Below are 12098 nucleotides of genomic sequence, written 5' to 3'. Positions count from 1 at the left end.
GTCGAGTTGGGGCGGTGGTTCATGAGAGATGCCGATCAGCCGATACGAATGAAGCGGTCCGGATTTGCCGGCGCGCTTGCTTTGCTCATGCTCTCGCTCCCGCCGACCATGTCGGCCCGCGCGGCCGAGCTCAGCGCCGGCGTCATGCAGCTCTATTCCTCGGTCTCGATCTATCCGCCGTCGGCGTCGGGGATGACGGTCTGTTACGGCTTCGTCTGCCGGCGTCGCGAAATGCTCGACTTCAGCGCAGCCGACCGGGCGGCCCTGACCAGGATCATGGCCGCGGGCCGCGCCAATGCCGCCGCCGAACGCGCGGCCGTGCAAAAGGCCGTGATCTGGTTCGACCGCCGCATGGGGCCGATCCTCGGCACCGACAAGCGCGTGGCGAAAGCGGACTTCCGCGCCAACGACGACAAGCACAATTATGATTGCTGGGATACGACGCGGAACACGACCAGCCTGATGCTGGTGATGCAGGCGTGGAACCTGTTCAAGTTTCATGACGTCGGGGATCCCCACTACCGCGGATTTTCGTTGGCGCAAACGCCGCATAACACCGCCGTTCTCGTCGAGCGCGCGACCAAGGTGGAATGGGCCGTCGATCTCTGGCCCCGTGGCTATCTGCAACCGCCTGACGTCATGACCGTCGCCAAATGGGTGACGGAAGATTGAACGGCTGAGAGTTGCGGCTGCGCGTTCCGCGCTGTTCCACCCTCGCTCATCGCAGGGATAGCGTTCCGCGTGACACTGGAACCGAACGCGGAACGATATGGTTCCAAAAAATACGTTCAGCACCCATCACCATAAGAACCAAGTGACGCGTTAACACCGGCAGCATTCGGTCACCCGAGGCTACCACATGCGTTCACGCTCGATCTGCATTGATGCCGCCGCCAGCGGCGTTCGTTTCCCACAGCTGCTGGCGCTTGCGTTGCTGCTTGGGCCTTTGTTCGCCGGCCCGGCGCGCGCGGGTGATGTCGAGGATTGCGGCGGGCCGCCGACGGACAAGGCCGAGGCGGCGTGCTCGGGTATCATCAACGATACCGCACGCTCCACTGAGGATCGCACCAAGGCCTTCACCGGCCGCTCGCGATTTGACATCGCGCGCGGCAAGATCGATCAGGCGCTCAGCGATGCCGATGCGGCGGTGCAGCTGAATGGACAATTCGTGCCGGCGCTGATCGCGCGCGGCTATGTCCAGCAACGCAAGGGCAGCCCGGATCAGGCCCGCGCCGATTTCGATCGCGCGATCGAGCTCGAGCCGAAGAACCCGTTCGGCTTCCTGGCGCGCGGCAATCTTCGCGCCGACCAGCACGCCTGGAGCGATGCGATCTCGGATTACGGTCAAGCGATCACGTTGCGACCGGATCTCCCCGCTGCCCATGTCGGGCGCGCGCGGGCCTATGTCGAGTCCGGACAGCCCGATGCGGCGCTGGCCGACGCCAACACCGCGATTGCCGTCAACGCCGGCACGCCGAATGCGTTCTACTGGCGCGGTCAGGCCTATCGCCGCAAGGGCGACATGGATCGTGCGATCGAGGATTTCTCGCGCGCGATCGCGCAGGCGCCGCAGGCCGAGCGCAACGCCTATTTCGCCCGCGCCCAGCTCTACAGCGCCAAGGGCGACTATGCCCGCGCGATTGCCGACTTCGACCGGCTGTTGACGGTTCTTCCCGACAACAAGGAAATCCAGCAGCAGCGCCAGCAGGCGGTCGCGATGCAGGCCGAACTCGCCAAGGCAGCAGGCGGCGCCGCGCCGCCCCAGGCCGCACCGCCGCCAGGTGCAATGGCGGGGCGGCCAGCCGCGCCGGCGGCGGGTAATCAGCAGGTCGAGCAGGCCAAGCAGTTCGTCGCACAGGGCAACAATGCGGGCGCCGTTGCCAATCTCACCCAGGTGCTGGGCGGCGATCCCCGCAACGAGGCTGCGCTGCGCCTGCGTGCACTGGCCTATTCAAGGCTCGGCCGGTTGGCGGACGCGCGCAACGATCTCAATGCCCTGCTCAAGCTCAAGCCGGACGATCCTCAGCTGCTGGCGTCCCGCGCACTCAATGCCGCCGGCATGCGGCAGTTCGATGAGGCGATGGCTGATGCCGGCCGTGCCATCACGCTCGATCAGAACAATTCATTGGCCTATCTGGCGCGCGGCCTCGTCAAGGCCGGCACCGGCAAGGTGCAGGACGCGCTCGCCGACTACGATCATTCGATCTCGCTGAATCCCAAGGAGACGCTCGCCTTCACCGAGCGCGGGCTTGCCCATATCGGTCTCAACCAGCTCGACAAGTCGCTGCTGGATTTCGATCAGGCGCTGGCGCTGCTGCCGACCAATCTGGTCGCCAAATCGTGGCGTGGCCTCGCGCTGATGCTCAAGGGCCGTGCCGATGAGGGGCTGGTCGATATCGACGCTGTGCTGGAGCGAAGCCCGAACAATCCGACGGCACAGCTCGGCCGCGGGCTCGCGATGCTGACTTCGTCCCAGTACGACCGCGCCATTGCCGCCTTCGATCAGATCATCACGCGGGCGCCCAACGATGCCTTCCCGCATGTGCTGCGCGCCCGGGCCTATCTCGGGCTGAAGAAGCCGGATAACGCGATGAAGGATCTCAACTTCATCCTCTCTGCGCGGCCCGATTATCAGCCGGCGCTGACATTGCGCGGCATCACCTGGTCGGCGTTGCGCAACTACGACAAGGCGGTCGAGGATCTCGACCGGGCGATTGCGCAGAAGGAGACGGTGGAGGGCCTGTTCGCCCGCGCCAAGGCGCATGAGGCGCTCAACCATGCCGACAAGGCGACCGAGGACTTCCGCAAGGCAACGCAGCTCACGCCGGCAAGCGTGTTCGACGTGCTGGCGCAGGCCGAGTCGAAGCGCAAGGTTCAGGAGCTGTCGAAGCGGGTGCCGTGCGGCAACGGCCAGAGCGGCACCTGCCTGTGACGCGGCAACTCAGCGGCCGCGCGCTTTGCTGAGGCAAAGGATGAACATCGGCGCGCGCTGGCGATGGCGGCCGAAAAAAAGCTCAACGCCGTGGCGCGCGGGCATCGTGCCCGCCCCGCCGAACGTCACGTTGTCTGATGTTGGGTCGGCCCCCACTCCCGGACGGTATCCGAGAGTGCGCCGCCGGATCTGGCGCTGATACGCTAGACCTTGAGATTCTCGGCTGACGTCTTGCCGCGATTAGCGATCTCTTCGTACTCGACGGATTGGCCTTCGTTCAGGGTCTGAAGACCAGCCTTCTGAACTGCTGAAATATGAACGAAAATGTCCTTGCCGCCCGTTGCGGGCTGGATGAATCCATAGCCCTTCGTCGGGTTGAACCACTTCACTGTACCTTTGGGCATTCCAGTCGTCTCCGCGGAAGCAATCGAAAACAGACCAGCCGGCCCCCGCACAAACCGGCTTGTCCGCAACGACAGGATAGCAGTTTGAAAAAAGCTGGGTAGATCAAACGACGGTGTGTTTTTGGCCGGAAACAACCCGCTTTGCGGGGTTTTGACGCCGGATTGCCCGTTTCGTGGTCAATTGATGCGCTGCAAAAACGGATCGGTTCCGGTGTACCGAATTGGATCGATCGTCCCGCGCGCGGCCTTTTCGGCCGGCGCGCGGGGATCGACCGGCCACCTCTCAATAGGTGGCGGAGAGGTATTCGACGATCTTGCCGACGTCGGCTTCGTCGATCGGCGCACCGTAGACCTTGATCATCTTGGTCACTTCGGCCTGCCAGAAATCCTTCTTGAACTTCTCGCCCTGCGGCTGCGTCTTGATGTAGTCGGCCGAGTGGCAGGCCGTGCAGTTGTTTTGCACCACCTCGAGGTTGGGACCCGGCTTGAAGGCCGCAGTCTCCTCGGGGACCGTGTAGTTCACGGGCGCGGCGACGGCGGCGCCGATCGACAGCGCGGCGATCGTGGCGAGGCATGGAAGCAGCTTGCTGGTCATGATGCTTCTCCTCACGCCGCGGTGACGCGCACGGTTTCGACGACGTTGCGCAGATAGCCGGCCGGATTCCACAACGGATCCATCGGCTGGGTGTCGCCGGCATTGTTGGTGGCGCGCACCTTCAGCTCTGCGGGACCGGCCGCGAGCTTTACCGGCAGCTTCCATTCGCGGAAGGCGTATTTGCCGAGGTCCTTGCCGAGCTTGGCCGGCGTCCAGCTCTTGCCGCCGTCGGTCGAGACCATCACCTCCTTGATGCCCTTGCCGCCGTCGAAGGCGATGCCGCGCAGCATGGTGCGGCCGGCCTTCAGCTTGGCGCCGTCGGCAACGCTGGTGATGAACGAGCGCACCGTGAAGCGATTGATCGGGATCGTCGCCTTCGGTGCGGTGCCGGGCTCGACCGCATTGTTCGGCGTATCCGGTATCCGGTAGGCGGACTTCATCCAGAAGCCCTCGAACACGTTGTCGATCACGGTGATCTCGTTGAGGTGCTTCACCCAATAGGTGCCGTAATAGCCGGGCACCACGAGGCGGAGCGGGAAGCCGTTGAGGAACGGCAGGTCCTCGCCGTTCATGCCCCAGGCCAGCATCACCTCGCCGTCGCGTGCGTGGTCGATGTCGAGCGCCTTGACGAAATCCGGCGTCTTGTCGCTGACCGGACCGTCCATGCCGTTGAAGGTGACCTGCTTGGCTCCGGCTTGCACGCCGGCCATGTCGAGCACGGTCTTCAGCGGCACGCCGTGCCAGCGCGCGCAGCCCATCGCGCCGTTGCCGAGCTGGCCGCCGGCGACGCGCGGACTGAAGAAGCCGCGGCTGTTGCCGGAGCACTGGTTGACGGCAACGATATCGGTCGCCTTCAGCTTCCTGATGTCCTTCAGCGACAGCTTCAGCGGCTTGTCGACCTTGCCCTTGATCTCCAGCGTGAACTTGTCCGGATCGAGATTGTAGGGGAGGTCGGCGAGGTGGTAGCGGACGAAGAACGCATTGTTCGGCGTAAGCGGGCCGTCGTTGAAGATCGCAAACGGCGTTTCCAGCTGCGGCGGGCGGGCGGTCAGCCCGATCATCGGGCGCTTCTGCGGATAGCGCACCAGCGGCCTCTCGCCATTGCCAAAGGGCAGCGTCACCGTGTCGAGGGCGAATGCGCCCCTTGACCCCAGCCCCGTCACCAGAGCGGCCAACCCGGCGCGCTTCATCAAGTCTCGTCGATCGAGCATTCCGCTTCCTCCGAAGCTGTTCTGTCGTGAGCCGGTCATCACAGGCTCAGATTGCCTTGCGCGCCTTCGCATCGCGGAATGCGCGGCGACAAATGTCGCACCTGACAACCGCGAGTCAATTGAGCTTTCGCAGCGTTGCGTCGCAACAACGAAAAGCCCCGGTCGCGTGGACGACCGGGGCATTTCCATCCGAATAGAAAGGTTCGATCAGTAGCAGACGTTCACGGTGCGATAGCGATAGCCGTAGGGCGTCAGCACCAGGCGGGTGGCGTAGCAGCCGGAGTCGACGAAGCCGACGGCAATGCCCGGGCCACCCCAGAAGTGATGGTGATGCGGATGCCAGAAGAACGGCTTGGCCGAAGCTGCGGTCGGCGCCAGCGCGGCGGCACCGAGGGTTGCGGCAGTGGCGAGAGCGAGTGTGACTTTGCGAAACATGGTCTTCTCCTTCGGATGCGCGTTGAGCTCTGTCGCGGCGCGGTTGCAGTGTTACCCATCGCCAGTCAGTCGCATCCGGCACCGGGCACGTTCGAGCATCGCTGCTGAACGCGCCGTTGGATGTGCGGCAGGTCACATAGGGGTGGAGCGGAGATGAACCGGTCAGGCCGCGACGGCACGCCGGTCGTCGACCAGCGTCGACAGGAGCTGCGTCTTTTCGACCGTGCGCACGGTCATCGGCTCGTTGCGGCCGCGGATCGCGACCTCCTGCGCCGGCAGGGCATCGTCGGCCAGCCCGGCGGTGACGCGCACCTCGTCCGAGATGATCACCTCGCAGGCCAGCGCCTTGGTCATGTCCTGCAGCCGTGCCGCGACGTTGACGGCATCGCCGAGTGCGGTGAACACCATGTGGTCGCGATAGCCGATATCGCCGACGATCACCTCGCCGCCATGGATGCCGATGCCGAAGCGGATCGGCTCGCGCAGATCGTGGCTCAGGAACTGGTTCAGCTCGTCGATATGGGTTGCGATCAGCGCCGCCGCGCGCAACGCTTGGCGGCAGGCCACCTGCCGGTCGGTGGCAAGCCCGAACAGCGCCAGCATGCCGTCGCCGATGAACTGGTTGGGCCGCCCGCCGGCTTCCAGCACCGCCTGCGACACCGCGCCGAGGAAGCGGTTGACGATGAACACGGTGTCGAACGGCAGCCGCTTCTCGGCAAGCTGCGTCGAGCCGCGCATGTCGACGAACATGCTGACCAGATAGCGCTCCTGGCCGACCCGTGCCGGATTGGCGGCGTGCGCGTTGGCCGACGTCGTGCTGGGCAGGAACAGCTGGAAGAAATTCAGGTCGGCGGTCGGCCGCAACTGGCAGGCCAGCCGGATCGACGGATCGTCATTGCCGACCCGGTGCAGCACGAAGGCTTCGCGCGGCGAGGGCTCGGGCAATCCGGCGTGGTCGCCGATGATACGGATGCGGCAGGTCGAGCAGCGCGCGCGGCCGCCGCAGACGCTCGCATGCGGCACGTTGTAGCGCAGGCTTGCTTCCAGCACGCTCAATCCCCTCGGTACCCGCAGGGTGCGGCCGTTGCCGTAGGACAGCGAGATCATGCCGCCGCGGCGCTCCAGCAGGGCCCGCGCGCCGCGCGCCAGCAGCACGAGGCCGAGCAGGCCGAGATAGCCGATGGTCAGGCCGTCGGTGATCTTCTCGAGCGTGGTCCCCTGCGCCGCCGTTCCGAGCTTCTGCACCGACAGCTCCTCGCGCCGCCAGTCGGGATCCTGATAATCCGCGATCGTGGCGCGGCCGCCCTGGTAGATGCCGAGCATCGCCAGAGTCGGGATCAGCACCGCTCCGGCGAGCAGGAACGGCGCGGCGCGCTTGAAGAACGGACGCAGCCGCAGCCAGAAATACAAGCCGATGCAGCCGTGCACCCAGGCGATCACCAGCACCGCCAGCATCTGCCACAACCGGTTCGGCGAGGCGATGAAGAAGGTGTACAGCTCCTGGGGGTAGAGCTTCTCGTGCCCGTACAGGGTCTGGCCGAGCCGTACGCCGACGACGTGGGCGACGATCAGCATCGGGATGCTGAGGCCGAGCGTCAGCTGCAGCGGCTCGATCGCCTTCCAGTGGAACTCGCGGCGCTGGTAGAGCGCCCAGATGCCGAGCCCGGTATGCACCAGGCAGGCGCTGTAGAACACGATCGCGACCGGCAGGAACTGCCAGAACTCGGTGTGGTAGTAGACGCCGATCGCCAGCGCCTGTGTCGAGATATTGCCGAGCGCGTGGTTGAGGAAATGGCTGATCAGGTACGCGAACATGATCGCCCCCGTGACGATGCGGACCTGCCGCAGGCCGATACCGCGGGCCATGTCCTGCAAATGCTCGCGCGAGGGGGAGGCCATGTGATTCATGATCGGCAAGTCTAGTGGTTAATTCCCGCGCTGAACACCATCGCGGGTCCGGACGAGCCGCGAGAGCGGGCCGTTCGGCACGTTGACACTCCGTTAAGAGTCGAACAAAAAGCGCGCCGTGACGATAGCCCAAGCCGAACCTGGAGCCGATAACAACAGCGTTAAGCCGGCCCGTTCGCGCGCGCCGGATTGGCGGGGCGTCATCGCCGTGATCGTTGCCATGACCGCGATGCGGCTGGTCTACGCCCATGCGCTCGATCTGCGCACCGACGAGGCCTATTACTGGACCTGGTCGAAGGAAAACGTGCTGTCGTTCCTCGACCATCCGCCGATGGTCGCCTGGTTCATCCGCTTCGGCACCGCGATCCTCGGCGATACCAATCTCGGCGTCCGCCTCGGCGGTATCGTGGCGATGCTGGCGACCCAGCTCCTGCTCGCCGACATCGTCCGCCGCGTGACGGCCAACCACGTCCGCGCCGTGATGCTGGCGCTGCTGCTGCCGGAGGCGGCACTGTATTACGGCCTCTTGATGGCCAAGGTCGCGCCCGATACGGCGCTGATCCCGTTTTCGGTGGCGATGCTGTGGTCGCTGGTGCGGCTTGCGCAAAGTGGTGACGGACGCTGGTGGCTCGCGGCGGGGCTGTTTGCCGGGCTGGCGCTGCTGTCGAAATTCACCGCGATCATGTTCGCGCCGGCAGTGCTCGCCTTTGCGCTGGTGCCGGACTGGCGCTGGCGCTGGTTGCGCAGTCCGTATCCGTATCTCGCCGCGTTGATCGCGATCGTCGTGTTCGCGCCGGTGCTGATCTGGAATGCCGGGCACGACTGGGCCTCGTTCCGCTTCCAGGCGGTGCGCGCCACCGCTGAACGCGCCTTCACGCTGCGCACCGTCGGCGAGTTCGTCGGCATGCAGTTCGGCCTGGTCGGCTTCGTGCTGCTGCCGGTGACGCTGTTCGGCACCGTGCTGACGGCATGGCGCGGCTATCGCAAGCGCGAGCCCGTCGCGATCCTGCTGGCGACCGCGGTGCTGGTGCCGTTCATTTACTTCTTCTGGAAGTCCCTGACGCTGCGGGTCGGCGACACCTGGCCGATGTTCCTGTGGCCGGCCGGCCTCGCGGCGGTTGCGATCAACGTCACGCGGATGCCGTTCGAAGGCTGGTCGGTCGGGCTCGTCAAATCGACGGTCCATTGGGCGCGGACCGCGATCACATCAGGCGTCGTGTTCGTGGTCTGCGTCTTCCTCTATTACATGTTCGCGCCGTGGAATCTGATCGGCCGCACCGATCCGATCGGCACCGAAGCGGGCTATGATGTGGTGGCTGCGCGCACGCTGGCGCAGGTTGAGGCGACCGGCGCGACCTGGGTCGCGACCACGGATTACCGCACCTATGCGATGCTGCGCTGGTTCTTGCGCGGGAAGGCGACGGTCATCGAAATCAACGAGCGCGGCCGCTTCCAGGGCTTTGCCGATCCCGGCATGAGCAAGATCCGCGATCACGCCGGCGTCTATGTCGGGCGCGAGCCCGAGAACAATCTGCCGCTGTGGAGCGAGACGACGGCGGTGCGCCAGCCGCTGGAGCGGGTGACGCGGAGCTGGCGCGGCATGGTGATGGACACCTATTCGCTGGAGAAGATCAGCGGCTGGACGCCCGATCTGTCGCCGCCGCCGGACACCACCTTCTTCCGCTGGCGCGTGCTGGCGATGCTTTTGCCTTCTCGCGTTGATGTCGTCCCTGCCTAGTGCGCAATTGCGCACGGGAGCAGGGACCCATAACTACCGATGCTGATTATCTTGCGCTGCTGGAACGGCGAGCCCCGTTCACAACATCCGCTGCGGCGTATGGGTCCCTGCTTTCGCAGGGACGACAGCTGTGTTTGTCGCGAGCACGACGTGGATGGTGGGCACGGCGCAAACGTGCCTCTGCCCATCCTACGCCGCTATTCCTCGTCCTCGCGCTTGCGGATCAGGTCCTTCGCGAGATCGGTCAGCGCCGGGCGCGGCAGGGCGTTGAAGGGGAGCGGGCGGGTGACGTCGATCGCGGCGAGGCCGAGGCGGGCGGTCAACAGGCCGTTGAGCATGCCTTCGCCGAGGCGCTGTGACAGTTTTGCCGCGATGCCGTGACCGAGCATCTGCTGGATCAGGCTGTCGCTCGCGGCCATGCCGCCGGTGATGGCGAGATGCGCGATCACGTGGCGCAACAGGCGGATCATGCCGAGCGCGCCGGGCCGGCCGCCATAGAGCCGCGCCAGCTGCCGGATCATCCGCAAGCTCGCCACGAACACGAACAGCACGTCGAACAGCGCGCGCGGGCTGACCGCGGTGACGACCGAGACGCGTTGCGCGCCGGTCGATACCAGCCGCCGCGCCTCCTCATCGAGCGGCGTCATCAGCTCACGCTCGGCGAGGCGGATCATGTCGGCGCCGTCGATGATGTCGTCGCTGTGGCTCTGCAGCGTGCTGCGGGCACGGGCGAGCTGCGGGGTCTGGTGCGCGAGCTTGAGCAAATCCGCGACGATCACCCGGCTCGCGGCACGGTCGTCGCTGATCAGCACCTCGGCGGCGCGCAGATGCAGCTTCTCGATGGTCGCAAGCCGCGCCAGACCGACCAGTTCGCGCGTGGTGACGACGGCGAGCGCCACCGCGGCGATGACGGCCAGTCCCAGCCCGAGGACGCCGAGGCCTTCATTGCGCGCGAACAGATCCTCGACGAGGTTGAGGACGCCAAGCCCGGTGCCCAGCACCACGAGGCCCGCGACCGCGCTCCAGAACAGCGTGCCCCAGCGGAAGCCGCGGCGCGCCGGCACCAGTGGCGTATCAACCCGCACCGGGAGCTGCGCGGGCTCGGCCTCGGGCACGATCTGGATCGTGCCGCGGGTGAGGCGGCCGCCGTCGTCCGGATCCATCACGACCACGCCGGGATCGTCGAGCTTGAACGTCGCCGGCCGCCGCGGGGGCGTCTTCTCGTTCATTGCAGTTTGTCTCCGATCAGGAACTGGAGGGCGCGGTCAAGGCGGATGTGAGGCAGCGCCGGCTCCGCATCGCCGTTTCGTTCCAGCTTCGGCGGGCGGAAGCGCAGGAAGCGGTAGTCTGCGGCCTCCGTGTCCGAGTTTGAGAGACCGCGGAATCCGCCGTTGAACAACTCCTCCGGATTGTCGGGCAGGTCGCCCGGAAAGGTCGCAACCTCCGTCTCGCCGTCAAGCCGCTCGCCATTGGCGACCTCGCCCGGCGCCGGGGTGCCGAGGATCGACGGTAGCCGGTCGCGCCCGCGCTGGACCTGCGCCTCGCGCGTGGCGCGCACCGCGGCGAGCGCGACGACGTCGATGTCGGCGCCGGCATATTCGGCGCGCTCGGCGGCCTTGGCCACGATCCGCCGCAGCACGGCCTCGAGCCGGTCGTGGCTCAGATGGTGCAGATGGTCGGCCTTGGTTGCCGCGAACAGGATGCGGTCGATGCGCGGCCGGAACAGCGCGCTCAGGATCGTGCTGCGGCCGATCCGGAAGCAGTCGAGGATGCCGGCGAGCGCGGCCTCGAGATCGTGCAGCGCCTCGGGGCCGGCATTGAATGCGGCGAGTGCATCGGCCAGCACGATCTGGCGATCGAGCCGCGCGAAATGGTCGCGGAAGAACGGCCGCACCACGACGTCCTTGTAGGCCTCGAAGCGCCGCCGCATCATCGCCCACAGCGAGCCGTCACCCGCGCTGCCGCCTGCGGGCACGTCGAGCGGTGCAAAGGTCAGCGCCGGCGTGTCGGCCAGATTGCCGGGCATCAGGAAGCGGCCGGGCGGCAACAGGCTCATCGCGAAGCGCTCGTCGCGGCAGGCGCGCAGATAGTCGGTGAACAGGCGTGCTTCGGTGAGCGCGGCCTGCTCGTCCTCTCTGGCCTCGGGCTTCAGCGTCGCGAGATGGACGTGCCAGGGCGCCGCGAGTTTGGCGCGCAGCGGCTCGCGGGATAGCGCAAGGCTCTCCGCCGACCATTGCTCGTAACTCTTGTTGAGCAGCGGCAGGTCGAGCAGCCACTCGCCGGGATAGTCGACGATATCGAGGGTCAGCGTGCGGTCCGCGCCATTTTGCCGCTGATACTCAATCACGAGACGGAGCTCGGAGATGTCGGTGGTCGAGCTCGGCCAGGTCCGCTCCTCGACCAATGTCCGGACATGGTTCTCATAGGCGAAGCGCGGCACCGCATCGTCGGGCTGCGGGGCGAGATAGGCGCGCGCGATCCGCCCCGAGGCATAGGCCTCGAACACCGGGAAGCGGCCGCCGCGGGTCAGGCCGTGCACCAGCGCGGTGATGAACACGGTCTTGCCGGCGCGCGACAGGCCGGTGACGCCGAGCCGCACCGTCGGGTTGAAGAAGCCCTCGCCATAGTCGAGCAGCGCCCGCGCCGAGAGACGGGCTTCCTCGACGATATCAGTAAAGCTGGGGGGCATGGAGGGTTAACGAAAAACCCGGCAGGAGGGACCAAAAGTGGCGGGCGATCACCCGCAAGGTGGCGATTATCGGGCCAAAATCAAGCTTCACATTTCCGGCGCCTTTACAGGCGAGGGGATTGTCGGGGGTGCAAGGGAATGAACGCGTCACCATGCCCGCGCTGCCCCTCGTCCATCGGCCCACGG

10 protein-coding genes are annotated in these 12098 nt (G+C 66.1%); 3 read left to right on the top strand and 7 right to left on the bottom strand.

The genetic code is table 11. From position 1 onward, the window contains the following. Positions 1 to 87: 87 nt before the first annotated feature. Positions 88 to 672, top strand: a complete 585-nt coding sequence (locus tag E2I15_RS22710; protein ID WP_246667984.1) for a hypothetical protein — start codon at positions 88 to 90, stop codon at positions 670 to 672. Between the two features lie 187 nt (positions 673 to 859). After that, a complete protein-coding gene (locus tag E2I15_RS22705) occupies positions 860 to 2932 on the top strand; it encodes a tetratricopeptide repeat protein (RefSeq protein ID WP_137477961.1) in 2073 nt (690 codons plus the stop codon). A 203-nt stretch (positions 2933 to 3135) separates the two neighbouring features. Here E2I15_RS22705 and E2I15_RS22700 read toward each other — a convergent pair whose 3' ends face one another. The 5 genes from E2I15_RS22700 to E2I15_RS22680 all read right to left on the bottom strand — a co-directional run bounded on the left by E2I15_RS22700 (position 3136) and on the right by E2I15_RS22680 (position 7485). Continuing rightward, complete coding sequence (locus E2I15_RS22700) at positions 3136 to 3336, bottom strand: cold-shock protein (RefSeq protein WP_016842427.1); 201 nt, start codon at positions 3334 to 3336, stop codon at positions 3136 to 3138. A 283-nt stretch (positions 3337 to 3619) separates the two neighbouring features. Next, positions 3620 to 3931, bottom strand: a complete 312-nt coding sequence (gene sorB / locus E2I15_RS22695; RefSeq protein ID WP_137477960.1) for a SorB family sulfite dehydrogenase c-type cytochrome subunit — start codon at positions 3929 to 3931, stop codon at positions 3620 to 3622. 11 nt (positions 3932 to 3942) lie between these two features. Then, on the bottom strand, positions 3943 to 5142 hold the full coding sequence (gene sorA / locus E2I15_RS22690; RefSeq protein WP_137477959.1) for a SorA family sulfite dehydrogenase catalytic subunit: 1200 nt from the start codon (positions 5140 to 5142) through the stop codon (positions 3943 to 3945). A 207-nt stretch (positions 5143 to 5349) separates the two neighbouring features. Continuing rightward, positions 5350 to 5577, bottom strand: a complete 228-nt coding sequence (locus E2I15_RS22685; protein ID WP_028342505.1) for a hypothetical protein — start codon at positions 5575 to 5577, stop codon at positions 5350 to 5352. Between the two features lie 162 nt (positions 5578 to 5739). Continuing rightward, on the bottom strand, positions 5740 to 7485 hold the full coding sequence (locus E2I15_RS22680; protein ID WP_422109822.1) for an adenylate/guanylate cyclase domain-containing protein: 1746 nt from the start codon (positions 7483 to 7485) through the stop codon (positions 5740 to 5742). A 220-nt stretch (positions 7486 to 7705) separates the two neighbouring features. Between E2I15_RS22680 and E2I15_RS22675 the strand changes: the two genes are divergently transcribed. Further along, positions 7706 to 9223 (top strand): glycosyltransferase family 39 protein, encoded by a 1518-nt coding sequence (locus E2I15_RS22675; protein WP_155262533.1) that lies wholly within the window; start codon positions 7706 to 7708, stop codon positions 9221 to 9223. A gap of 197 nt (positions 9224 to 9420) precedes the next feature. On the opposite strand, the gene E2I15_RS22670 is transcribed toward E2I15_RS22675, so the two are convergent. Together E2I15_RS22670 and E2I15_RS22665 are read right to left on the bottom strand one after the other, a co-directional pair. Continuing rightward, positions 9421 to 10452, bottom strand: coding sequence for a YcjF family protein (locus tag E2I15_RS22670; RefSeq protein ID WP_137477958.1), 1032 nt, complete (start codon positions 10450 to 10452; stop codon positions 9421 to 9423). Beyond that, positions 10449 to 11912 carry a YcjX family GTP-binding protein gene (locus tag E2I15_RS22665; RefSeq protein ID WP_137477957.1) on the bottom strand — a complete coding sequence of 488 codons (1464 nt, stop codon included), beginning with the start codon at positions 11910 to 11912 and terminating at the stop codon, positions 10449 to 10451. Before E2I15_RS22665 ends, E2I15_RS22670 begins: the two co-directional genes overlap by 4 nt. Between the last annotated feature and the right edge of the window lie 186 nt (positions 11913 to 12098).

The sequence above is a fragment of the Bradyrhizobium sp. BR2003 genome (assembly GCF_009720285.1).
In the GTDB taxonomy this organism is placed as follows: Bacteria; Pseudomonadota; Alphaproteobacteria; order Rhizobiales; family Xanthobacteraceae; genus Bradyrhizobium; species Bradyrhizobium elkanii.
This window is presented reverse-complemented; position numbering and strand designations above follow the sequence as displayed.

Bases quoted from the DNA above. Each gene is read 5' to 3' on its own strand.
- sorA (WP_137477959.1), bottom strand. From the start codon at position 5,142: ATGCTCGATCGACGAGACTTGATGAAGCGCGCCGGGTTGGCCGCTCTG.
- E2I15_RS22680 (WP_422109822.1), bottom strand. From the start codon at position 7,485: ATGAATCACATGGCCTCCCCCTCGCGCGAGCATTTGCAGGACATGGCC.
- E2I15_RS22705 (WP_137477961.1), top strand. From the start codon at position 860: ATGCGTTCACGCTCGATCTGCATTGATGCCGCCGCCAGCGGCGTTCGT.
- E2I15_RS22670 (WP_137477958.1), bottom strand. From the start codon at position 10,452: ATGAACGAGAAGACGCCCCCGCGGCGGCCGGCGACGTTCAAGCTCGAC.
- E2I15_RS22700 (WP_016842427.1), bottom strand. From the start codon at position 3,336: ATGCCCAAAGGTACAGTGAAGTGGTTCAACCCGACGAAGGGCTATGGA.
- E2I15_RS22685 (WP_028342505.1), bottom strand. From the start codon at position 5,577: ATGTTTCGCAAAGTCACACTCGCTCTCGCCACTGCCGCAACCCTCGGT.
- E2I15_RS22710 (WP_246667984.1), top strand. From the start codon at position 88: ATGCTCTCGCTCCCGCCGACCATGTCGGCCCGCGCGGCCGAGCTCAGC.
- sorB (WP_137477960.1), bottom strand. From the start codon at position 3,931: ATGACCAGCAAGCTGCTTCCATGCCTCGCCACGATCGCCGCGCTGTCG.
- E2I15_RS22675 (WP_155262533.1), top strand. From the start codon at position 7,706: ATGACCGCGATGCGGCTGGTCTACGCCCATGCGCTCGATCTGCGCACC.
- E2I15_RS22665 (WP_137477957.1), bottom strand. From the start codon at position 11,912: ATGCCCCCCAGCTTTACTGATATCGTCGAGGAAGCCCGTCTCTCGGCG.